25 protein-coding genes are annotated in these 22,471 nt (G+C 62.9%); 8 read left to right on the top strand and 17 right to left on the bottom strand.

Going from position 1 to position 22,471, the window contains the following annotated elements; translation table 11 throughout:
• Positions 1-176: 176 nt before the first annotated feature.
• From CCR95_RS24200 to hemB, 8 genes are all read right to left on the bottom strand, one after another.
• Positions 177-401 carry a FeoC-like transcriptional regulator gene (locus CCR95_RS24200; protein WP_201099199.1) on the bottom strand — a complete coding sequence of 75 codons (225 nt, stop codon included), beginning with the start codon at positions 399-401 and terminating at the stop codon, positions 177-179.
• A 9-nt stretch (positions 402-410) separates the two neighbouring features.
• Complete coding sequence (gene feoB, locus CCR95_RS24195; RefSeq protein WP_201099198.1) at positions 411-2,750, bottom strand: Fe(2+) transporter permease subunit FeoB; 2,340 nt, start codon at positions 2,748-2,750, stop codon at positions 411-413.
• Positions 2,747-2,983 (bottom strand): FeoA family protein, encoded by a 237-nt coding sequence (locus CCR95_RS24190; protein ID WP_201099197.1) that lies wholly within the window; start codon positions 2,981-2,983, stop codon positions 2,747-2,749. The genes feoB and CCR95_RS24190 overlap by 4 nt, the downstream gene beginning before the upstream one ends.
• Positions 2,980-3,315 (bottom strand): FeoA family protein, encoded by a 336-nt coding sequence (locus CCR95_RS24185; RefSeq protein WP_201099196.1) that lies wholly within the window; start codon positions 3,313-3,315, stop codon positions 2,980-2,982. Before CCR95_RS24185 ends, CCR95_RS24190 begins: the two co-directional genes overlap by 4 nt.
• A gap of 516 nt (positions 3,316-3,831) precedes the next feature.
• Entirely contained in the window at positions 3,832-4,518 is a 687-nt protein-coding gene (locus CCR95_RS24180; RefSeq protein ID WP_201099195.1) for a hypothetical protein, read from the bottom strand.
• A 1-nt stretch (position 4,519) separates the two neighbouring features.
• The gene (locus tag CCR95_RS24175) at positions 4,520-5,386 is read right to left on the bottom strand and encodes an NAD(P)-dependent oxidoreductase (RefSeq protein ID WP_201099194.1); all 867 of its coding nucleotides are present in this window, start codon (positions 5,384-5,386) and stop codon (positions 4,520-4,522) included.
• A gap of 90 nt (positions 5,387-5,476) precedes the next feature.
• Positions 5,477-6,316 (bottom strand): shikimate dehydrogenase, encoded by an 840-nt coding sequence (gene aroE, locus CCR95_RS24170; protein WP_201099192.1) that lies wholly within the window; start codon positions 6,314-6,316, stop codon positions 5,477-5,479.
• Between the two features lie 21 nt (positions 6,317-6,337).
• Complete coding sequence (gene hemB / locus CCR95_RS24165; RefSeq protein ID WP_201099190.1) at positions 6,338-7,351, bottom strand: porphobilinogen synthase; 1,014 nt, start codon at positions 7,349-7,351, stop codon at positions 6,338-6,340.
• A 345-nt stretch (positions 7,352-7,696) separates the two neighbouring features.
• Between hemB and ftsY the strand changes: the two genes are divergently transcribed.
• Genes ftsY through ftsX form a run of 3 tightly spaced genes read left to right on the top strand, consistent with a single transcriptional unit; the run spans position 7,697 to position 10,615 of the window.
• Complete coding sequence (ftsY, locus tag CCR95_RS24160; protein ID WP_201099189.1) at positions 7,697-8,965, top strand: signal recognition particle-docking protein FtsY; 1,269 nt, start codon at positions 7,697-7,699, stop codon at positions 8,963-8,965.
• A 12-nt stretch (positions 8,966-8,977) separates the two neighbouring features.
• The gene (gene ftsE, locus CCR95_RS24155; RefSeq protein ID WP_201099187.1) at positions 8,978-9,646 is read left to right on the top strand and encodes a cell division ATP-binding protein FtsE; all 669 of its coding nucleotides are present in this window, start codon (positions 8,978-8,980) and stop codon (positions 9,644-9,646) included.
• A gap of 3 nt (positions 9,647-9,649) precedes the next feature.
• The gene (ftsX, locus tag CCR95_RS24150) at positions 9,650-10,615 is read left to right on the top strand and encodes a permease-like cell division protein FtsX (protein WP_201099185.1); all 966 of its coding nucleotides are present in this window, start codon (positions 9,650-9,652) and stop codon (positions 10,613-10,615) included.
• A gap of 126 nt (positions 10,616-10,741) precedes the next feature.
• Here the strand turns inward: ftsX and CCR95_RS24145 are convergent, their stop codons facing one another.
• The 5 genes from CCR95_RS24145 to CCR95_RS24125 form a co-directional block, all read right to left on the bottom strand.
• Entirely contained in the window at positions 10,742-11,518 is a 777-nt protein-coding gene (locus CCR95_RS24145) for an endonuclease/exonuclease/phosphatase family protein (protein ID WP_201099201.1), read from the bottom strand.
• Positions 11,519-11,626: 108 nt separating this feature from the next.
• Positions 11,627-12,274, bottom strand: coding sequence for a c-type cytochrome (locus CCR95_RS24140; RefSeq protein ID WP_201099183.1), 648 nt, complete (start codon positions 12,272-12,274; stop codon positions 11,627-11,629).
• A gap of 218 nt (positions 12,275-12,492) precedes the next feature.
• The gene (locus CCR95_RS24135; RefSeq protein WP_201099181.1) at positions 12,493-12,948 is read right to left on the bottom strand and encodes a copper chaperone PCu(A)C; all 456 of its coding nucleotides are present in this window, start codon (positions 12,946-12,948) and stop codon (positions 12,493-12,495) included.
• 158 nt (positions 12,949-13,106) lie between these two features.
• Positions 13,107-13,748 (bottom strand): SCO family protein, encoded by a 642-nt coding sequence (locus CCR95_RS24130; RefSeq protein ID WP_201099179.1) that lies wholly within the window; start codon positions 13,746-13,748, stop codon positions 13,107-13,109.
• A gap of 172 nt (positions 13,749-13,920) precedes the next feature.
• Complete coding sequence (locus tag CCR95_RS24125) at positions 13,921-14,556, bottom strand: carbonic anhydrase (RefSeq protein WP_201099177.1); 636 nt, start codon at positions 14,554-14,556, stop codon at positions 13,921-13,923.
• A gap of 240 nt (positions 14,557-14,796) precedes the next feature.
• Between CCR95_RS24125 and CCR95_RS24120 the strand changes: the two genes are divergently transcribed.
• The 3 genes from CCR95_RS24120 to CCR95_RS24110 all read left to right on the top strand — a co-directional run bounded on the left by CCR95_RS24120 (position 14,797) and on the right by CCR95_RS24110 (position 17,263).
• Positions 14,797-15,846 (top strand): GGDEF domain-containing protein, encoded by a 1,050-nt coding sequence (locus tag CCR95_RS24120; protein WP_201099176.1) that lies wholly within the window; start codon positions 14,797-14,799, stop codon positions 15,844-15,846.
• A 28-nt stretch (positions 15,847-15,874) separates the two neighbouring features.
• Positions 15,875-16,918, top strand: a complete 1,044-nt coding sequence (locus tag CCR95_RS24115; protein ID WP_201099175.1) for a permease — start codon at positions 15,875-15,877, stop codon at positions 16,916-16,918.
• 102 nt (positions 16,919-17,020) lie between these two features.
• Positions 17,021-17,263: a thioredoxin family protein gene (locus CCR95_RS24110; protein ID WP_201099174.1), complete on the top strand. Its 243-nt coding sequence runs from the start codon at positions 17,021-17,023 to the stop codon at positions 17,261-17,263.
• 133 nt (positions 17,264-17,396) lie between these two features.
• Here the strand turns inward: CCR95_RS24110 and CCR95_RS24105 are convergent, their stop codons facing one another.
• The gene (locus CCR95_RS24105; RefSeq protein ID WP_201099173.1) at positions 17,397-19,448 is read right to left on the bottom strand and encodes an elongation factor G; all 2,052 of its coding nucleotides are present in this window, start codon (positions 19,446-19,448) and stop codon (positions 17,397-17,399) included.
• A gap of 32 nt (positions 19,449-19,480) precedes the next feature.
• Between CCR95_RS24105 and CCR95_RS24100 the strand changes: the two genes are divergently transcribed.
• Complete coding sequence (locus tag CCR95_RS24100) at positions 19,481-20,446, top strand: L,D-transpeptidase family protein (RefSeq protein ID WP_201099172.1); 966 nt, start codon at positions 19,481-19,483, stop codon at positions 20,444-20,446.
• Here the strand turns inward: CCR95_RS24100 and CCR95_RS24095 are convergent.
• Together CCR95_RS24095 and CCR95_RS24090 are read right to left on the bottom strand one after the other, a co-directional pair.
• A complete protein-coding gene (locus tag CCR95_RS24095; protein ID WP_014779279.1) occupies positions 20,425-20,622 on the bottom strand; it encodes an alanine-zipper protein in 198 nt (65 codons plus the stop codon). The two genes, CCR95_RS24100 and CCR95_RS24095, sit on opposite strands and share 22 nt — an antisense overlap.
• Positions 20,623-20,931: 309 nt before the next feature.
• Positions 20,932-21,159 (bottom strand): hypothetical protein, encoded by a 228-nt coding sequence (locus tag CCR95_RS24090; protein ID WP_201099171.1) that lies wholly within the window; start codon positions 21,157-21,159, stop codon positions 20,932-20,934.
• A 160-nt stretch (positions 21,160-21,319) separates the two neighbouring features.
• On the opposite strand from CCR95_RS24090, the gene CCR95_RS24085 reads away from it, so the two are divergent.
• Positions 21,320-21,901 (top strand): chorismate--pyruvate lyase family protein, encoded by a 582-nt coding sequence (locus CCR95_RS24085; protein ID WP_201099169.1) that lies wholly within the window; start codon positions 21,320-21,322, stop codon positions 21,899-21,901.
• A 131-nt stretch (positions 21,902-22,032) separates the two neighbouring features.
• Here CCR95_RS24085 and CCR95_RS24080 read toward each other — a convergent pair whose 3' ends face one another.
• Complete coding sequence (locus CCR95_RS24080) at positions 22,033-22,236, bottom strand: transposase (RefSeq protein ID WP_276570306.1); 204 nt, start codon at positions 22,234-22,236, stop codon at positions 22,033-22,035.
• Positions 22,237-22,471 lie beyond the last annotated feature (235 nt).

The following is a 22,471-nucleotide window of genomic DNA, read 5'->3' as shown; positions in this document are numbered from 1 at the left end:
GCCCCAGCCATCCCAGCCCCCGCCAACGCCGAAGCCGAATCCAAAGAAACCGCAGCATGCCTGCGACTGGACCGGAACGGCCGTCAACAGGGTTGCCAGTAACGCCGAGAAGAACACGCCTCGTCGTTTCGTTCGTCCAATCGCCATCGGCTTGGGTCAAACGCCGACAACACGCATCAATTGACCACCCATTCATAGATCTCGACCGAGGCCGGATCGCAACTGCAACAGCCGCCGCCGCAGGGGGTATTCCCTGGCAGTCGGCGCACCCGGCCCTTGCGCTCCAGCGTTACAAGCATGCCGCGCAGGGCCTCCGGGTCGGCGTCGAAGCGGTGCGACAGATCGCGCAGCGCCGCGCGCCCGCTGTCTCGTAGGTAGGCGGAAAGTTCGGTGATGATCATGGCAATTCCTCAAGCAATGTCCCGCGCGAAGGCGGGCGCAACGGGATCGCGCCGCGCCCAAGCGCGCATCCCGATGACCGTGGCGATCAGGATCGCCAGCATCCCGCCGATCCAGGCTGACGAGCTAACCGGGTCGCGCGCGAAGATGGCCGTCTGATAGAAGACGGTCGCGGTCAGATAGCCCAGCCCGGTGGTCCAGGCGGCGGCGAAGATCGCCCAGCCCGCCGAAGTCTCGCGAGCAATGGCGGCGATGGCGGCCACGCAGGGCGCATACAACAGGATGAACAGCAGATAGGCGAAGGCCCCGGCGGTGCCATCGAAACGGGCAGCCATGGCCCCAAAGGTGCCGGTGGTGACGGCCTGTTCCTCGGCGGCCGTCTCCAGGTCGCTGACATCGCCGATCCCAAGTCCCAGGGGATCGGCCCAGCCGCCCAGCGCGTCGACCAGATTGACCGGGACGGTCGCGAGTGCCGCGCTCAGTCCGCCGGCCAGACTGTAGGGCTCGGGCGTCGTCTCGGCGTCGTCTGGCGCGGTTCCGAGCGCCGAATAGGTCGCGTCCAGGGTGCCGACGACCGCCTCCTTGGCCAGGATGCCGGTGAAGATGCCAACGGTTGCCGGCCAGTTCTCCGCGTCCAGTCCCATCGGCGCGAAGGCCGGGGCCATGGTACGACCGATCGAGGCGAGCACCGAGCGTTCGCTGTCCTCGTTGCCGAAACTGCCGTCCGTCCCGGTGGTGTTGAGCACGTTGATGACCAAGACCATGGGCACGATGACCGAGCCGGCGCGTACCACGAAACCGCTGGTGCGGTCCCAGGTGCGCAGCAGCACGCCTTTGATCGTCGGCAGATGATAAGGCGGCAGCTCCATCACGAAGGGCGTCGTCTGACCTTCGAGTAGGGTGCGCTTGAGGATGAAGCCGGTGAGCATGGCGGCAGCGATGCCGATCAGATAAAGCGCGAAGACGATGTTCTGACCGCCGACCGGGAAGAAGGCGGCGGCGAAGAGCGCATAGACCGGCAGTCGCGCGCCGCAGGACATGAAGGGCGCCATCAGCACCGTCAGGATGCGGTCGCGCGGATTCTCCAGGGTGCGCGCGGCCATGATCGCCGGTACGTTGCAGCCGAAACCCACCAGCAGCGGGACGAACGACTTGCCGGGCAGCCCGACCGCGCGCATGAAACGATCCATGACGAAGGCGGCGCGCGCCATGTAGCCCGAGTCTTCCAGCACCGACATGAAGAGATAGAGGAAGGCGATGATCGGGATGAAGGTCGCGACCACCTGGATGCCACCGCCGATGCCGTCGGCCAGTCCGACGATCAGCCAGTCCGGCGTGCCGAGGGCCGCCAGCACGAACGCCGTCCCGTCGACGAAAATGGTCCCGGCGGCCTGATCGAAGACATCGATGAAGGCCCCGCCGAGGTTGATGGTGAACATGAACATCAGATACATCACGACCAGAAAGATCGGGATGCCGAGCGCCCGGTTGAGCATGACCCGGTCGACCCGGTCGGTCAGATTGCGCGAGACCACGCCGGAATGCGACACCGCCGCCTGGGTCGCGGCGTGGGCGAAACCGTAGCGGGCATCGGCGAGCAGGATGTCGACGTCATCGGCAACCTCGCCCAGCAGGGCGCGAATCTCGTCCTGGCTAACCTGGTCGCCGACCAGACTCCGGGCCAGATCGTCGCCTTCGAGCAGACGCGAGGCCAGCCAGCGCGGCGGATCGGATTGGGCAACGGCGATGGGCGACACGCGCGGGAGCAGCGCCGCGATGGCGTCCTCCAGCACCTGGCCGTAGTGGATGCTGACCGATTGCGCGGCGTCCTTGCCGCGAGCCGTGGCGGCCGTTTCCAGCAGAGTCTGACGCAGCCGGTCCAGACCCTTTCCGCTGGCGGCGACGATCGGCACCACCGGGCAGCCAAGCCGCGCGGAGAGCGCCGCGATATCGATCCGCAGACCGCGCTCGGCGGCGGTGTCCATCATGTTGAGCGCCAGCACCAACGGACGGCCCATCTCGATCAGTTGGGTGGTGAGATAGAGATTCCGCTCCAGACTGGTCGCGTCCAGGATGTTCAGGATCAGATCCGCCTCGCGGGCGTGGACGAAATCGCGCGCGATCCGCTCGTCGAGCGACACCGACTGTTCCGAGACATCCAGGGAATAGGTTCCCGGCAGATCGACCAGGGTGAATTCGGCGTCGCTGAAGCGATAGCGTCCGGTCTTGCGTTCGACCGTGACGCCCGGCCAGTTGCCGACCTGTTGGCGGGCGCCGGTTAGCGCGTTGAAGAGCGTCGTCTTGCCGCAATTGGGATTGCCGACGACGCCGATGGTGTAGGTTTCGCTCATCCGACGCGCTCCACTTCGAGGACCGACGCCTCGTCCCGGCGCAGGCTGAGTGACGTCCCGCGCACCCGCAGTTCGACCGGATCGCCCAGCGGCGCGACCCGCGTCACCTGGATCTCCACGCCTGGGGTGAGCCCCATGGAGAGCAGCTTGCGTCGATAGGCGCCGCCGCCGGCCTGAAAGCCGAGCACCCGGCCGGAATCGCCGACCACGAAATCCTTCAAGGTTTCATTCATGACGCCACCGCCGTCACGAGGATCTTCGTCGCCATCCCGCCGCCCAGCGCGATCCGCGTCTCGCCCCGCGCGACCACCAGCCCGCCACCCTGGCGCTGCACAACCCGCAGCTCGGCGCCCTGATTCAGGCCCAGCTCGGTCAGTCGTAGCATCAGACCCTTGCCGCCCTGGAGCGATTGGATACGCACGCGCTCGCCCTCGGTCGCCATCGTCAAGGGGAAGGGTTTGGTGCTGGCGGTGCAGGTTTGTGCGACTGGATCGCACATTGCGTCAGCGGCAAAAAAAGGTGTCCGCCCTTGTGGACGGTCGTGGAGAAGGATGGCTTGGCTCATGGAGACTTCGTCCTGACGAATCAGCGAACAAGAATGATTCGCATATTAGATAGATGAATTCGTAAATGCAAATTCTTCTTGTCTATTGATGGGGTGCGTTTGTCTCGATGACGGTGTGGCTCGGTTCGATGCGCTCGACGCGGATGTCGAGCGGAATCGACGTACAAGGGGCGAATTCATTCGCCGCTCGGTTGCGCGGAGGCTGGGAGAGGTAGGGGCGAATGAATTCGCCCCTACAAGCCGGCATCCTGCTCAAGTGATGGAGATGCCCTTGATCTCCGTGTTCATCCCACACAAGGAAAATTGATGACACGCCCTAGTGCAACTGTGCGAAAGTCCCAAGACCGTCTCAGGTCGTTGTCGTTGTCGATTATTCGACATGTCGAGACCGCGATCACGACAACGAGGAGGCCCCGGTTTCGGAACTTGAGGAGTGAAGCCCCAGGCTTCGAATAAACTGCAAGAACAGGGTGTCGGAATTCTTAGAAAACTGCCAACTGCCTGCTCCGCCAGCACTCAGTGTTGTCGTGTCCTCTCGGGATGGAGCCGCGCGAGGAGCATGCCGACCCGCTGACCGGGCCGAGCGACATCCAGGCCGCGAGCGGCCAGCTCCTCCAGCAGGCGGGCGGACTGCTCGGCGAGTTGCGCGATCTGTTCCGTGTCGAACAGATCCAGCGCGGCCGCGACCTCGTCGAGCGGGGCGCTGAGCAGTGTGGGCGCCAGTTCGTCCGGCGCGATGGGAGAGTGCGGATGCAGCAGATCCGCGACCAGCGTCTGTTCCAGCAGACGAAAATGGATCGCGCGTGCCTCCTCCTCGTCGGCCAGTTCCTGCTGCGCCAGCGGATCGGTCCCGGCGGCCTTGCGGATCGCCCGCATGATGAGGTCGATTAATTTGCGGAGCGCTTCGCGTTCCCGCGCGTGGTCTTCCGGCAGCCCGAAGGACTGTTCGTACTGACGCTCCAGCGACTCCCTGAGTTCGAGGACGATCTCGCTGCCCGCGTCGGGCGGTAGGTCGACGGCCCGTTGCACCAGGGTCCGAAAGCGCTCCCGAAAGGCTTCCAGCTCTTCGTGATCGGCCTGTTGAGCCGCTAGCAGATCCTCGGGCGAGACCTCGTGGGGAGGCCAGGAAAACAGCGGATTCTCATGCCGACGACGCAGATGACGCTCGCGGCGGCCGGGTTTGTGGGTGAAGGGGAGTTCCATATTAGGATGAACGCACGGTCAGGGCTTCGTAAATGGCAGAGTAATCCCGGTCGGCCAGCCCCAGGGATTCGGCGCGGATGCAACCCGCCTCAATGGCGGCAATCAGGCTGGTGTCCAGACCCGCTTCGTCGGCGACCCGGCGGAACAGCCGAACATCTTTGTGAAGGTGCTTGAGCGGAAAGTTGGCGGCCCCGTACTCGTGACTCAGATACTTATCGAGTTTTTTGTCGAAGGTCTTGGCGTGGAGCGCGCTCCCGCGCAGCAGGCTCATGAACTGTTCGACCTCGATGCCCTCGTGGCGCACCAGCCCGAGACTGAGCGCAAAGGTCGCGGTCAAGCCGGCGATCAATTGATTCATCGCAAGCTTGAGCGCGGCGCCCTGTCCGATCTCGCCGATGCGTTGCGGGTCGCAGCTCAGCTCCTTGAGCACCGGCAGACAGCGCTCGAACAGATCGGGATCGCCGCCGGCCATGAGGATGAGCGCGCCCTCGCGCGCCTCCGGCAGACTGCCAAGCACGGGGGCTTCCAGATACTCGCCGCCCTGCGCCGCGACATGGGCGGCGATCGAGTGGCTCTCGCGCGGGGCGATGGTGCCCATCTGGACCAGGATGCGGCCCGCCAGCGCGTCGGCATCGCCGCCCTCGAAGAGGGTATTCAGAATGGCCTGCGCGTCGCTCAGGACCAGAAGCGTCAGATCCGCGGCGGCGATGGCCTCGGCGGCGGTCGGCGCGAGATGGAGCCCGCGCTGGCGGGCGGCAGCAGCCCGCTCGGCGCCACGGTTCCAGCACGTCACCTCGCGCCCCTGGCGTTTCAGCCGCAACGCGATTTCCGAGCCCATCAGGCCCATTCCAAGGACAGCGGTTTTCATGCTCGGCTCCTGTGAAACGCGTCTGTCGGCGATCCGCGCGGCGGTTCGGCAACGTCGCCGGACACCAGCGAGCGTCGGCGTTGACGCGGTTTATCCGCGTAAAAGTTTGATGACAGGCAGGGTTTCCGGCCTCGCGCCCCGCCACAGCCAGAAGGCTTCCGCCGCCTGCTCGACCAGCATGCCAAGCCCGTCGAGCGCGCGCGCCGCGCCATGTGCCCGGCCCCAACGCTGGAAGGCGGTTGGGGCGTCGCCATAGAGCATGTCATAGATCCAGCCGCCGTCGTTCAGACAATCCTCGGGGATCATCGGCACGGCGTCGCTCAGACCCGCCGAGGTGGCATTGACGATGAGGTCGAACGACTCGCCTTCCAACGCCTCCAGACCGCGACCCTCGACCGTGCTGCCCGCACTGAGCGCAACCGAAGGGAACGCGGCGCCGAGCGCGGCCAGTTCGATGGCCTTTGCAGCCGTCCGGTTGGCGATCAATAAGCGCTCCGGCCCGGTCTCCAGCAAGGGCAGCAGCACCCCGCGCGCCGCGCCGCCGGCGCCCAGCAACAGCACCTGAACGCCCTGAAAACGAAAGCCGTGGTTGTCGTCCAGATCCCGAACGAGCCCGACGCCATCGGTGTTCTCCCCGCGCAGCCGGCCATCGTCTAGCCGGATCAGGGTATTGACCGCGCCCGCCAGTTCGGCCTGCGGGCTGCGCTCGTCCGCCAGCGCCCAGGCTTGTTCCTTGAAGGGCACGGTGACGTTGAGCCCGCGTCCGCCTTCGGCGAAAAAGCGCCGCGCGTCGCCCGCGAAGTCGCTCGGATCGCCAAGGATTCGACCGTACTCCAGACACTGGCCGGTCTGGCGCGCGAATTCAGCATGGATCAGCGGCGATTTGCTGTGGGCGATGGGGTTGCCGATGACGGCGTAACGATCAGGCATGGTCAGTCCTGGGAGACGCCATCACTCGGCCAGCCAGCGCGCCACGTCCTTGGCGTAATAGGTCAGGATGCCGTCCGCGCCCGCGCGCTTCATGGACAACAGCGCCTCCAGCACCACCGCCTTTTCGTTCAGCCAGCCGTTCATGCTCGCGGCCTTGAGCATGGCGTATTCGCCGCTGACCTGATAAACGAAGGTCGGCGCGCCAAACTGATCCTTGATGCGCCGCACGATGTCCAGATAGGGCAGGCCGGGCTTGATCATGACCATGTCGGCGCCCTCGGCCAGATCCAGCGCGACCTCGTGGAGGGCCTCGTCCGAGTTGGCGGGGTCCATCTGATAGGTGTATTTGTTGCCGGCCCCCAGGTTGGCGGCCGACCCCACGGCATCGCGGAAGGGACCGTAATAGCTCGACGCATACTTGGCCGAATAGGCGAGGATGCGGGTGTGGATATAACCGGCGGCTTCGAGCGCGGTGCGCACCGCGCCGATGCGTCCATCCATCATGTCCGAGGGAGCCACGATGTCGGCGCCTGCCTCAGCATGCGAGAGCGCCTGGCGCACCAGCACCTCGACGGTCTCATCGTTCATCACATAGCCGGCCTCGTCGATCAGGCCATCCTGACCGTGCGTCGTGAAGGGATCGAGCGCCACGTCAGTGATGACTCCAAGCTCCGGCACGGCGTCCTTCAGCGCCCGCACGGCACGCTGGGCCAGCCCCTGCGGATTGAATGCCTCGCGGGCGTCCAGCGACTTGGCCGACAGCGGCGTGACCGGAAAGAGCGCCATCGCCGGAATCCCCAGCCGCTGCGCCTCGCGCGCATCCTCGACCAGCAGATCGATGCTCAGACGCTCGACGCCCGGCATGGAGGCGACCGGCTCGCGCTGCCCGGAGCCTTCCAGGACGAAGACCGGATAGATCAGGTCATTGGGAGTGAGCGTGTTCTCGCGCATCAGGCGGCGCGAGAAGTCATCGCGGCGCATCCGCCGCAGACGGGTCACGGGGAAGGCGGCGCGAGGGGTATCGAGATCGTGCATGGGAAATGGCCTCGGTATCAGGAGTTGGTTGCGGATTCGGTGCGCCCGGAACCATCCCGGGCTTCAGGCCGGATACCATAGCTCAGGAGTCGCAATGGCTCCAGTCGAACCGCGCGCTCACGGCAATTCTCCGTTTGAACCTGACCGTTTCGCCTGACTGTGCACGGAAAGTACCATAAGGGCTCGCATGCTTCGTCCGGGTTTTTTGCTCCATCGGGCCAAACTGAACATTGCTGGCCGTCCGGACCTTGAAGCGGCGGGAGAAAGATCTGGTAGCATTGAGGGACGCGATGGGCGGCCACTTGCCGTCTCACTCTGAACGTCAACTCGTGATAGCAAGCCCTTATGTTTGGTTTCGGAAAAAAGCACAAGACTCCCGACCCGTCCGGACAGGCTCCCAAGCACGAGCCGATCCCGAAGCCGGCGTCGCATGCCGAGCTGACAGCGCGGGAAACAACCCCGGCGGATCCGTCCGAATTGAGCAAAAAACCCTGGTTCGGCAAGCTGTTCAAATCGGCAAAGTCGCCGCTGTCAGAGGCTGAACCGGGTCGCGTCCCGCCGCTTGAGCCCGCCGCGCCGGAGTCGCCCGATAAGCAAATCGCGCCCCTTCCATTGCAACCGCCACCCAGGCCGGTCAAGGCCGCCAGAGACAGCGCGCCGGCTCCAGGGATCGCGCCAGAGGAGGAGGCCGAGTCGAAGCGCGGCGTCTTCTCGCGTCTGCGCGAGCGGCTTTCGCGGACCCGCTCCAACCTTGGCGACGGTCTCGGTACGCTCTTTCTCGGGCGCAAGCGCATCGACGACGAGTTGATGGAGGAACTCGAAACGCTCCTCATCACCGCCGATGTCGGCGTTGCGGCCACGGCGCGCATCATCGCGGATCTGACCGAGCGGGTGAAGCGCAAGACGCTTGCCGATCCGCCGGCGCTGCTGCAAGCCCTCAAGCGCGATCTGCGCGAGCTGCTGCAGGCCGCCGACGGTCCGGTGCGTCAGCCGGCGCCGGGCAAGCCGCAGGTGATCCTGATGGTCGGCGTCAATGGCGCGGGCAAGACCACGACCATCGGTAAGCTTGCCAAGCGGCTCCAGGCCGAGGGCAACAGCGTCATGCTGGCCGCCGGCGACACCTTTCGCGCCGCCGCCGTCGAGCAACTGGAGACCTGGGGCGAGCGCAACCGGATCCCGGTTATCGCCCAGCAGAGCGGCGCGGACTCGGCCTCGGTGGTGTTCGATGCACTGCAGGCCGCCACCGCGCGCGGGGCGGATGTCCTGATCGCCGACACCGCCGGGCGGCTGCACACCAAGACCAACCTGATGGACGAGCTGACCAAAGTGGCGCGCGTGCTCAAGAAGATCGACCCCGAGGCGCCCCACGAGGTGATGCTGGTGGTCGACGCCACCACGGGGCAGAACGCGCTGAATCAGGCCGAGCATTTCCACCGGGCGGTGGGATTGACCGGGATTACGCTCACCAAGCTCGACGGCACGGCCAAGGGCGGCATCCTGTTCGCGATTGCCGACCGGCTGAAGATCCCCATCCGCTTTATCGGGGTGGGCGAGTCCATCGACGATCTGCGACCTTTCGACGCCGATGAATTTCTCGATGCCCTCTTCGGCTAGGAGCGCCCGCGCGTGATCCGTTTCGAACACGTCTTCAAGCGCTACCCGGAACGCGGCGAAGCCCTGACCAACATCAATTTCGAAATGAAGGTCGGCGAGATGGCCTTTCTGACCGGTCATTCGGGCGCTGGCAAAAGCACCTTGCTGCGTCTGATCGGTCTGCTGGAACGCCCCAGCCGCGGCCAGATCCTCGTCAACGGACGCAATCTGGCGACCCTGCCGCGCCGCCAGATCCCCTATCACCGGCGTCAGGTCGGGATGATCTTTCAGGATCACCGGCTGCTGCCCGACCGCAGTATCTTCGACAATGTCGCCCTGCCGCTGGTCGTCACCGGTCTGGGGCAAAAGGAAGTGGGCCGGCGCGTGCGTGCCGCGCTGGATCAGGTCGGCCTGCTCAAGCGCGAACGCGCCACCCCGGTCGCGCTCTCGGGCGGCGAGCAGCAGCGGGTGGGCATCGCGCGCGCCATCGTCGGACGCCCGCCGGTCCTGCTGGCCGACGAGCCGACCGGCAATCTGGACCCGGATCTGTCGCGCGAAATCTTTGAACTCTTCGAGCGTTTTCAATACGTCGGCGTCACCCTGCTGATCGCCACGCACGATCTTGCGCTCGTCAACAGCATGCAACACCGGACCTTCACGCTGGAGGACGGCCGCTTGCTGAACGACACGGGGCGTTGGTGACGCATGGCAAAGAAACGCTCCCGGCGTCAGCGCGGGCCTCGACTCCTCGATTTGCCCGGAATCTGGTTCAGCCAACATTTGCAGAGCGCCATTGCCACCCTGGGGCGGCTCATGGACAGTCCCCTGCCGACGGGGATGACCGTGGCGGTCATTGGCATCTCGCTCGCCCTGCCCGCCGCGCTTTATGTGCTGGCGGACAATCTGCGCACCATGGCGGGCGGCTGGGATCAGTCCGCGGCGATCTCGCTCTTTCTGCAATACGAGACCAATGATACCGACGCGAATGCCGTCGCCGGCCAACTGCGTGGCTGGACCGAGATCGCGCAGGTGCAAATGATCACCCGCGAGAAGGCGCTGGACGAGTTTCGTGCCCTGGGTGGATTCGAGGAGGCTCTGGAGCAGCTCAAGAACAATCCTCTGCCGGTGGTGCTGGCCATTTATCCGCGCAATGAATACTCGGCTCCCGCGCAACTTGAAACCTTGCAGAACAAACTGCTGGCACTGCCCCAGGTCGACTTCGCCCGCATGGATACGCTCTGGTTACAGCGTTTTCAGGCCATCCTGGACCTGATTCAGACCGGGGTTCTGCTGCTCGGCGGACTGCTGGGGATGGGTGTCCTGCTGATCGTCGGCAATACTATTCGCCTCGAAATCCTCAACCGACGCATCGAGATCGAGATCATGGAACTCGTGGGCGCCACCGCCTCCTTCATCCGCCGTCCCTTTCTCTATGCCGGTGCCTGGTATGGCCTCTTGGGCGGTCTGACCGCCTGGCTGCTGGTGACGCTGGCGATCCTGCTGCTGCAGGGGTCGGTCTCGCGCCTGGCCAGTCTGTATCGGAGCGAGTTTGCGCTTTCCGGACTCGGTTTTTCGGCCATGGGCATCATCCTGATCGGCAGTATTCTGCTGGGACTGATTGGAAGCTGGATTGCTGTCAATCGCCATCTGCGTGGGGCGGAGCTGGGTTAAATCCCAGTTTTTCGCGTTTTTTGCGATGCGACTGCTCTGTATTCGGTTAAACCTGCATGCAGGCACACCAACCCCGGCATGCGCAGATGCTGGCGAAGCGGAGTCCGCTGCACACGGTGAGAGTCACTACAGACGCAGCGGCATAGGATCGGCAAACCGGAGGCCATCGGGCAGCTCAATGGTCGCGCTGAGCGGAAGATGATCGGAGAGCGCGTAGTCGATGACCCGCGCGGAGACGACCTTGAGCGGCTGGGAGACCAGGATATGATCCAGATTATGGCGCGGACGCCAGCTCGGAAAGGTCTTCAGTTCGCAGTCGAGTCCCCGCATCCCCGTTTGAAGCACCATGGCGCGTAGACCTTTGGACGCGCAGCCGCAATTGAAATCGCCCATCATCACGAGATAGGGGTGCTCGATGGCGAGCGTCTCCAGATAGGCCAGTTGCCGGCGGCGTGCCTTCCAGCCAAGCGCGAGATGGAGGATGGCAACCGCTAGGTCGGAGCCGTCCGAGAGCGGGAATTCGGCGACCACGGCGCCTCGCCCTGGGAGGCCAGGAAGCCGGTGTTCGGTGATTTGCCGGGGACGCAGACGGCTGAGGATGCCGTTACTGTGCTGGGCAAAGGGCCCCAGGTTGCGGTTGATCTGACAATACCAGTGCGGAAAGGCGCCATGCCGGGCGAGGTATTGAATCTGGTCGATGAAGGCGCTGCGCAAACTGCCCGCGTCGACTTCCTGGAGCCCGACGAGGTCGAATTGATGCAGAAGTTGAGCGATGCGGGTCAGATTGACCAGCCGCTCGGGGTGCGGCAGGACGTGCTTCCAACTGTTCGTGAGATAGTCGCTGTACTGACGGGAGTGAATCCCCGCCTGCACGTTATAACTCAGCAGATTCAATTGCCGGATGTCGAGGATGCGGGAGGCTTCCGATTTGGACACGTCGACTCTGGAGAGAGAGGGTTGGCATGCAAAGGCGGTCGATGCCTGCCTTTGCATGTGATCCAAACGCACTGACTATTGCTTCAAGCCCTGGATGTATTGGGAAACCGCGGCAATTTCCTGCTCGGTCATGCGGGCGGCGACACCGCGCATCATCCCGTTGGGATCGTTTGCCCGCTCCTGGTTCTGGAAATAGCCCAGCGTCTGCTTGACATAATCGGCATGCTGACCGGCGAGACGGGGGAATTTCGACAGCCCCTGACCCATTCCGGCCGGACCATGGCAACCGCTGCACGCGGGCACGCCGGTGGTCGGATTCCCCGCCCGGTAGAGCGATTCGCCCAGCTTCGCCAGTTCCGGATCGGCGGCGCCGCCCGTCTGGGTCTGGCTGGAGAAATAGGCCGCCACGTCGATCACTTCCTGCTCCGTCAACGGCATGGCCATCGGCGTCATCTGGACGTTATACCGCTCGCCCGCCTTGAAGTTCGTGAGTTGCTTCTGAATATATTCCGGATGCTGTCCGGCCAGCTTGGGCCAGATCGGGACGACGCTATTGCCCTGCGGGCCATGACAGGCCATGCAGATGCCATTCGCCTTTGCCTCGCCCGCCTTGAGATCCGGCACCGCGTTGGTGGCCGCCGGAGCATGCCCCTCGGATGCCTGTACCACGCCAGTCGCCAGGACCGCCGCTACCGAAACCGTCATCAGCCAAGTTTTCATCATCGCAAGTGCCCAATCTTTTCGTGTTCGCGGCCGCGTCATCTGCGTCGACGAACGGCCTGTGGGTTTTAGTGTGTGAAAAACCGGCGATATATATCAGATATTTGGCATATCAGTCAAACCTGAAACACCCCCAGGATACGGATCGCCAGCCTTCGCCAGTGTCGCAGACAGACCCAGGTCTGGAAATATCCCGGCGACGCGGCCCGCGCCGCGTTCGGTCACTGTCGATGCGGCATTGGCGGCGCCTCGATGCGTCGCACCGGGGCCTGAATCGTGTCGGTTCCGCCGTCGTCGTATCTGAGTGTCAGAGCGACCAACGCGCCAGGCTCCAGGGTCTGTTTCAGGCCGATCAGCATCACATGCAGCCCGCCGGGCTGGAGCACGACGCGCTCGCCCGCCGGCAATTCGATCCGTTCGATGCGGCGCATCCGCATCATTCCGCCTTCCTGGAGATGCGTGTGCAGTTCCACGACCTCGGCGACCGGACTCTCGGCGCCCACCAGCGCGCGATCGTCGGACGACGGATTGTGAAGCGACATGAACACCGCGCTATTCGGTTGTCCCGGCGGAACGGCGCGGGCGTAGGGATCGCCGATCGCGATCTCCGCGGCCTGCAACCCCAGAGACCAGGCGGCCAGGAGGCCGATGGCGAGACGGGCGGATTGTCGAGTCATGCGTTGGGTCTCCGGATCGGAATGACATTGCGGGCCACGAATAAACCCAGATAAGGTTTAGGTGATTTCCTGAAAACAATCTACCGACAGAAAGGGTTTTGATGGACAGGATTACAGGATTGCGCAGGATATCGTAAACAACTGTTTTTTAATCCTGTCTATTGAACGCTTTTGCCTGAATCGGTGACAAGCAGGCCGCGAATCGCCGCCAGGATCTCGGTTGGGGCGGTCGCGTGATCGAGCGTGCGCGCCAGATGGCCCGAGGGATCGAGCACATAGGTCGAGGCCGAGTGATCGATCAGATACCCCATGGCGGAATCGCTCTGGTCCGTTCTGCGATAGGCCGCGCCATAGAGCTTTGCGGCTCGCGCGACCTGTTCGGCGGTCCCCGTCACGCCGAGGATGTTGGGATGGAAATGGGCGGCATACCCGGCGAGCCGTGACAGATCGTCGCGCTCGGGGTCGACGCTCACGAACAGTACCCGCACCCGCGCGAGTTCCTCGGGCGTCAGCTCTCTCAGGGCCATGGCGATGAAGGCCAGATTGGTCGGACAGATGTCCGGGCACCAGGTGTAACCGAAGTAGACCAGCACGACCTGACCCCGCAGGCTCGCCAGGTCCACCGGACCGGTCGCCGCGTCGAGGATGAAATCGCCCCCCGTGGGTGGCGCGGCCAGTTCCAGCGGCAAGTGCCCGGGGTTCAGGGTTTTGCCGGGCTCCTCCGACGGCTCCCAGGCAACGAGCCAGACCAGAAGTCCTGTCAGGACCAGAATCGCGGCAATCAATGAAGTGCGTGACATGGAAACGAAGTCCTTGTGTGACTTAGGAAGCCGTGCGGGATCTCTGCCCGCGGCATCTTTGCAACGGGGCTCGTTCAGCGGGCGTCGAGACGCGACGCGCAGTGTCCCGCAGACGGTCCGGGTCGCCCCGCCTTCGGCCTTGGCTCGCGGCCCTGAAGGATCGACAACGGCTTCAATCCTCGGACATCCCCTCGAAAAAGTCCACCAACCCTGTCTCCAGGGCATATTCGGCCCCCACCACCCGCAGTCCTTCATGCGCGATGAGCGACTCGATGATCGCCGATCCGTGACGCAGATGATTGACCGAGGCCCGCACATTCGCGCGCACCGCCGCCCGATGCAATGCCTCGCGGTCATGTCGCAGTTCCGTGTCCAGGAACCCTTCCACCGAGGGCTTTACCCGGTCGACGATCGAGGCGATGTTGCGCGATGCGCTGTCATTGCCATCCAGCAAGGTTTCGATGGTCGCCGTCACGGCGCCGCAACGCGAATGGCCCAGGACGACCACCAGTCGGGTGTGATAGCGGGAGACGGCAAATTCCACGCTGCCGACCTGAGACGGCGCCACGATATTGCCGGCGACCCGAATCACGAACAGATCGCCCAGCCCCTGATCGAACACGATCTCGGCCGGTACCCGCGAATCCGAGCAGCCAATGATAATCGCGCACGGCGCCTGCTGCGCCGCAAGTTCGGCGCGCTGCCGATGGGTCAGCAATTGAAGGGAATTGCGGACATTGTTGGCGAAGCGGAGGTTGCCCTCGCGCAAACGGGCGAGCGCCTCGCGCGCTGAAACGATCTTGTTCATTGAGCCTCGTCGAATGCCGTTAAAGCGGTTGTTTTGCAGCGCCGATCTTAACGCCTAAACGCTGTCGACGCTGTACGCCGCGCGCCAGCGGAAGCGCCCCGCCCGGCACGAACGGACGCCGGAGCGTGCGCGGCGGAACGCGGCCTGACGCTCGCCTGAATCATCGAATATGATAAGGCCAGGATCGGTAGTCGAAGACCTGCTTCCGATCGATCGGCAACCGTTTGCGAGCGATGATCCATGACCGTCAAAAGGATGGCCTTCCCAGAAGATCTCAGAACGTCTTCCGACTATCTTCGGATGGCCGTGCCCTTGATGATCGAGCGAAAAATTCCTCCGACCCCCTACAATTACGCCCTCTGGTACGCGCACGTTCAGCAGATCAGTCCCGAACTCAGCAAGGCGTTGCTCGAACAATTCCCCAGCGCCGGTTCCTATGATCATGACAAAAGCGAATCGCTCTTTTTTGAGTTCTTCGTCAAGAATTATTTGCCGAATAATCAGCAGGCACAAAATTTGCTGGTTAGTATCGTGTCGCAATTGGCGCGGGCGGTGTCCAGGAATGTCAAGGGCACGGAGACCTATGGCAGTGCGTTAAAAGACGCCATGGAGATCTTCGATGCCGCGGTCGATCAGCAAAAGATCCGTGACATGCTCACGCAGTTACTGACCGATACCGCCACCGTCGAGACGCTGAACGTGGAGTTTCAACTCGAACTTCAGTCGGCCCGCGTTGAAGTGGAAAAGCTCAGAAGAGAACTGGAGGAAAGCCAGTACAGCGCGCGCTTCGATACGCTGACCAGGATCGCCAATCGGCGCGCCTTCAACGACGCCTTCATCCAGGCGCTCGGGATGCCGGAGGAGCCAACCTGCCTGCTCCTGCTGGATCTGGATAAATTCAAAGTCTGTAACGATACCTATGGTCACCTGATGGGCGACCGGATTTTGGAAATCGTGGGCGAGATCCTGGGCGGATTTCAGAGCGACACGATCTTTGTCGCGCGCTATGGCGGCGAGGAATTCACGGTCATCGTGAAAGGCTCGCTGGCGGCGGCACATGACATCGCCGAGACCATTCGTCAAAAAGTGTCGGCGATCCATCTCAAGAAGAAGGACACGCACGACTTGATCGGCGTGATTACCGTGTCCATTGGACTCGTCCTCGCGCGCGTCGGCGAAACGCCGGAGGAGATCATCGGAAGAGCCGACGCGGCACTCTACCGCGCCAAGGACCAGGGCCGAAATTGCGTGGTCGCCGATGGCGTCGAAGATGCCGCGGATTTGGCCTGATTCCCGCTGCTGTCACCTCGTTTCCAACATGACCCAAGCCACGACCAATCAACCGCGCCTTGCCCCCTGGCTGGCGGGCCTGCCCATCGCCGCCACCCTCTGGGTGCTGGCCTACGCCCATCTCACCGACCTCGCCGATCTGGCGATCGGCGCGCTAGGTCTGACCCGCGCGACCCATCTCGGCGAAGCCGTGTATTTTTTCCTCTACGACACGCCCAAGATGCTGCTCCTGCTCACCGGCATCGTCTTTCTGATGGGCGTGATCCAGACCTTCTTCGCCCCGGAGCGCACCCGCGCACTGTTGGCCGGGCGGCGGCTGGGGGTCGGCAATGCCATGGCCGCCTCGTTGGGGATCGTCACACCCTTCTGCTCCTGCTCGGCGGTGCCGCTGTTCATCGGCTTTCTTTCCGCCGGGGTACCGCTCGGTATCACCTTCTCCTTCCTGATCGCCGCGCCCATGGTCAACGAAGTGGCACTGGCGCTGCTGCTGGGGCTGTTCGGCTGGAAGGTGGCGCTGCTCTATCTGGGACTGGGACTGCTGGTCGCCATCGTCGCCGGACTGATCATCGGTGAGCTGAAGATGGAGCGACATCTGGAGGATTGGGTACGGGCGATCCATGCGGGCGAGGCGATGGTCTCGTCCGGGGACGATTTCACCTGGCCGAAGCGTCTCCAGGCCGGGCTTCGGCATGTGCGCGAGATCGTCGGTCGGGTCTGGCCCTATGTGCTGGTCGGCATCGGACTCGGGGCGCTGATCCACGGCTATGTGCCGGAGGACTTCATGGCCGCCTTCATGGGGCGGGATGTCTGGTGGGCGGTGCCGGCGGCGGTGGTGCTTGGGGTGCCCATGTACACCAATGCCGCCGGCATCATCCCCATCGTCGAGGCGCTGATCGGCAAGGGCGCGGCGCTCGGCACCACGCTCGCCTTCATGATGAGCGTCATCGCGCTGTCCGCGCCGGAGATGCTGATCCTGCGCAAGGTACTCAAATGGCCGCTGATCGCGACCTTCATTGGCGTGGTCGCCACCGGTATCCTGCTGGTTGGCTATGTCTTCAATCTGGTGCTCTAAACCGCGCCAACTCCAGCAATCGTCGATTCTGCCAAGGCCGCCCCAATCTAAAAATATCGCGTACCACGCCGGGCGCGACCTAACCTCAACGGAGTCAAACGCATGAAAAACATTAAGATCCTCGGCACCGGCTGCCGCAACTGTCAGACCACCCTGAGCTTGGTCGAGGAGGTCGCTCGCGCCCAGGGCGTCGAGATCGCACTGGAGAAGGTAGACCAGATCCAAGACATCATGAGCTACCGAATCCTGGCGACGCCGGGGGTGGTGATCGATGGCGAAGTGGTGCATTCCGGCGGCGTGCCGGATCGAAAGCAGGTGGAGGAGTGGTTAACGGCGGCGCAATAAGGCAATCGCCAAGCGGCATCGTCGAGGTCGCCGTGCGACAGGCCGTGCAGATCGCGAGCGCTGGCCATAACATCCGCCCCAAAAGATGTCTAGTTCAACTGTGCGAAGCACTCGCGCCTAAAAGACAACCGCCTTAGCAGATATCGAAACGGTCGAACTGCATGCTGAATTGTCCCCGCCCCTGGGTCAGGCTACGGAGCGTGGTCGTGTAGCCCAACAGCGGCTCCAGCGCGGCCTCGACCTGGATTGCAACCTGATCGCCATGCGCTTCGGTATCCTGGATGACGGCGTGACGCGCTTGCAGATCTCCCAGCACCGCCCCGAGACTCGCCTCGGGCACCACCACTTCAACCCGCATCATGGGATGCATGAGCCTGGGCGCGGCATTCTCCAGCGCCTTGCGCAGCGCCTTCGCGGTGGCGGCCGCGAGCGCCTCGGCGGTCGAGCCCTTGCCGAACAGTTCGACCTCCGTGACCCGAACCGAGAGATCCAGCACCTGGGCGCCCTGTAACGGACCCGAGGCGAGCCCGCCTCTGAGCCCCTCCTCGATGGCACGCCATTGCGCGGGATCGAGTTCGGCACCCTCCGGCAGCAGGCGCGGCCTCAGCTCGAAGCGCTCGCCGCCACCGCGGGGCAGCGGCTCCAGGGCAACGGCAACGCGGGCCATCAGATCCGGTTGACGTGGGTCGGGCGTCGGCGGCGGCGCGAACAGGGCCGCGGCGGAAGCGGTACGGCCGATGGTCTCGCGCACGGCCACGGCGGGGCGTCCGGTGCGCAGATGGATGCCGAATTCGCGTTCCATCCGTTCGACGACAATCTGCAGATGCAGCTCGCCCATGCCGCGCAGCAGTCGTTGGCAGGTCTCGGGATCCTCTTCGACTCGCAGGCTGGGGTCTTCCTGCTGGATCTTACCCAGTACCTCCAGGAGCTTGTCTTCGTCGGTCCCGGCGGCGGGTTCGATGGCGAGTCCAAGGACCGGGGACTGGGTCGCGATGCGCTCCAGGTTCACCAGGTGTCCCGGCGCGCAGAGGGTGTCGCCGGTCGTGGCGAAACGCAAACCGGCCAGCAACACGATCTGCCCCGCCTCGGCCTGATCGAGCTTAGTCTTCTTGCCTGCGTCCACCTCGAAGATGCGCGCCACCGGCTCGCGTTGAACGCGGCCGTCGCTGGTCTGGAACTCGACGGTATCGCCGGGTTTGAGCGTGCCGCGATAGACGCGCGCGAAGACATGGCGGCGGCCGTCCCAAAGCTGGACCTTGAAGGCGAGCGCGGCGAGTGGGCCATCGCTGCCCATACGGATCTCCTGGCGACCCCCATCGGGTGTGTCGGCCAGCGACGGCGGACGATCCAGTGGCGCTGGCAGAAACTCGACAATGCCATCGAGCAATGGCTGAACGCCGAGATTGCGCAGTGCGCTGCCGCCGTAACAGGGGCACAGTTGTCCGGCCAGGGTTCCCTTGCGGATCGCCGCGCGCAGCGCGTCCGGATCCGGCTCCAGACCCGCAAGCACTTGCTCGGCCAGCGCTTCGTCCATCTCGGCGGCGGCCAGCAAAAGCGCTTCCCGCAGATCGGCGACGCGGTCCCAGAGTGGCGCGGGGCAAGGTTCCGCGAGGATCCGTTCGCCCTGTTCGCCGATGAAACGAATCCGGGTTCGGTCGATCAAATGGACCGCGCAATCCTGGTCGGGGATCGGCACGGTGATCGGGACCGGTTCGGTTTTCAGGCGGCGTTTGACCGCCGCGAGGCAGCGGACATAATCCGCGCCTGGACGGTCCATCTTATTGACGAAGAACAGCGCCGGAAGATTGAAGTGCGAGCGCTGACGCCACACCGTTTCGGTTTGCGGCTCGACGCCACGCACCCCGTCCAGCACCAGGATGCAGCCGTCGAGCACCCGCATGGCGCGCTCCACCTCGATGGTGAAATCCACATGGCCGGGCGTGTCGATCAGTTGCAGCAGGTGCTCGTGCCAGGGCGCCCTGGTCACGGCGGCGGTAATGGTAATGCCGTGCTGCTGCTCCTCGGCCAGATAGTCCATGTGGGCCGCGCCATCATGTACCTCGCCCATCTTGTAAGAGGCGCCGGTATAAAAGAGGATGCGCTCGGTAAGCGTCGTCTTGCCCGCATCCACATGAGCGGCGACCCCGATATTGCGAACGTGAGACAATCGGGACGATTTTTTCATCGGCGTTCAACCCATCAGGAGCATCAATCGGTATGAGTGGCTTGGATTTTGGCAGACGTGGTCGGGCATGGCTCGCGCTGGCGATCTGCACATCGTTGTTTGGTTGGGGAGCCGTGAACGGCGCCCGGGCCGAGACCTTTAGACTCGACAACCCAAATGACTCGGTCGTTGGGTTTCCGTTTTATTTTACGGCGCGCAACAAGGATACGCTGCTGGATATCGCCCGCCAGAACAATCTGGGCTACGACGACATGCGTCAAGCCAATCCCAAGGTCGACGTGTGGGTGCCCGGCGAAGGCACCGAGGTGATGGTCCCGAGCTTTTTCGTGCTGCCAAACGTGCAACATACCGGGATCGTGATCAATCGCGCCGAGAAACGGCTCTATTACTTTCCGCCCAATGACCCCAACCAGGTGCGGATCTATACGATCAGCGTCGGCAAGGACGCCATGGGGACGCCGCTTGGCACCTTTAAGGTCATCGAAAAAAGAAAGGATCCGATCTGGACGCCCGGACCGAATGTGCGCGCCTCTCACGCGGCCCGCGGCGATATTCTGCCGGCACAGGTGCCGCCTGGGCCGGACAATCCACTCGGTCGATACGCCATGCGTCTGAGTAACCCGGATTATCTGATCCATGGCACCAGCATGCCCTGGGGTCTTGGCATGGAGGTCAGCGGCGGCTGTATTCGGATGTATCCCGAGGGCGTCGAGGAGTTATTCGGCCTGGTGAACGTCGATACGCCGGTCGCGATCATCGACCAGCCTTACAAGCTTGGATGGCGTGGAGACGAACTCTATCTGGAGGTTCAGACTGGAGAGAAGAGTGTGCGCCAGAGCGCGAGATCGGTGATTCCCGAATCGCTGACAAACGCGGCGGGAGTCGTGGTCGATTGGGAGGCAGTAGAGCGGGCGGTTCAGGAAGACACCGGCGTCCCACAAGTCGTGGGAAGCCGGAGTCAATCAGGCAGTGGGACTTACTTGCCCATGATCTTCTGATACATCCGGTCCAGACGCTCGGTATTGGAGTTGCAGCAAGCCTGGGCACTGTTGGCGCTGTCCAGGGCTTGTTGAGCCATGTCGCGAGCGGTCTGGTCGGTGGTGCAACCGCCGAGCAGGGAGACGCTCAGCAGCGCAGCGGCGGAAATGGAAGCGATTTTAACGATCTTAGTCATCGGTTTGACTCCATAAAGTTGGCCATGAGGCCCATTATTTATAACACATTTGGCGGGTATTTCCGAACCTCGCGTATTCCAGACATCAACGCACCGGTAGAATTTTCATGGCCCATGTAAGGACGAACGATCCCGATCCCGACGCGATATTGATTGTGCAGTTCTGGAATTTGAGGCGGCAGTTAAAGATTGAGGCAAATTCGATTCAACATCAAGCCCACAGGCGTCTTGTTTGGAAGTTTTTTTACAACGGAGTCGTCAACGCCGGGTCACGGCAGCGGCAAATACCCGCGAAAGCCCCTGCTAAGCTCATAAAAAATCATATAATTTATAAAGACGAAAATTCATGCCCGAGAAGATAAACAGGTGGTCGCGAACGTCGAAGATAACGGTCATCCACTCTGTCATCAAGTCATCGAAGGGGATCGGCGCCTCATAAAGAGGCTTTAAACCAACAAGTCGCATTATCGCCAACATCGATTGACCCCAACCAGGCAGGGAGGGCGGCTCGTTCATGGCTCGCAATGCAGCGGTCATCGGCTCCGCCGATCCTCCTGATCCGACACAAACTCCAAACCGACACGACGGTCTTGACTCGCATGCATCGATTCCCTCAGTTGCTACTCCACTCCGTCCAGCCCGCCCTCCTTGCATCCAGGCCGCGCTCGCTGTCTGTCATCGCTCGCTGAGATCAACCATGCGTCGCTACTACGGACGCTCATCGCGAGCGCAAACTCAATCGCCCTTTCGCTGCGAAGGATTCGCGCGTGACAGTACGATCCAGGCAACTTCCGGCGACTCTCTGCCCTTGAGTCTGCTTCCGCCCTTTTTGCGGGCACTTTTGGTGACCGATGGAACTGTTACCAAAATTCTGGAAGCCTATTTCTGGGAGCCGGTCGCCGTGGATACACTGGAACAACGCTTCGAGATCGCGACAGAGGCGGTCACCTGGATCGATGTCGCGCCTGGAGATCGTTGCCTGGTACGGGACGCCCGATTGCGCGGAACCGACTCCGGCAGCAATTTTGCCGAAGCCTTCTCCTTGATCCGCATCGATCTCATTCCGCCAGGATTTCGCCAGCGTCTGATCGACCGCGAGATTGGCATCGGCGTCCTGATCCGCGACAGCGGTCTGGAGAGCTATCGCGAGGTTCTGGACGTCGGCCTGGATCAGACAGCGGACGGAGCGGCGGCCGTTTTTCGAACCTATCGTATTTTCATCGATAAACAGCCCGTCATCCTGATCACGGAATTCTTTCCGCTCGCGCTCTATCGCTAACGCTCATGTGAAAATGGATTCCATCGACTGGAATCCAAACGGCCGCGAATAGCGAAGGTTTACGGAATGACGCGCCGCATTCAGCCCAGTCCAGCCCGTCAGGCTAAGAGGAGATCCGGTTCAGAATTTGCTTAATCTGCAGCGGGTTGGAGTTTCCGGAATAAAATGAGCGCACAAGCCAAATGAATCATGGCCAAATAGTTGCGCGCTTGACAAACATAACGAGTACGAATGGCCCGAAAACCCTTCAGCCAGGCGATGGTTCGTTCCATGCCTATCCGGTTGCCTCCCACTACGTCTCCAGCGGCGGCGGCGAACTGGTTGGGTGAGCCCAGGTGCCTTGGTAGATTCCGGCATAGGTCGGCCCGGTATTCTGCATTCCAATTTTTAGCACCGCGTCGAACGCAGCCGTTGGCCAGAACCGACGATTGAACCGGAAGACGACTAAAGTGGACCCCGAAAACCGGACAGTCATTTAAGCTGTCAAGCCGGCACGAAAGGGTTGATTAAAATGGGTGAAGCAAAGCGTAAGACTTACGCGGCGGCGTTCAAAGCCAAGATGGGGTTGGA

The organism is Thiocystis minor, from assembly GCF_016653465.1.
In the GTDB taxonomy this organism is placed as follows: domain Bacteria; phylum Pseudomonadota; class Gammaproteobacteria; order Chromatiales; family Chromatiaceae; genus Chromatium; species Chromatium minus.
Note: the sequence above shows the minus strand (reverse complement) of the source record. Positions and strands in the feature narration are given on the sequence as shown.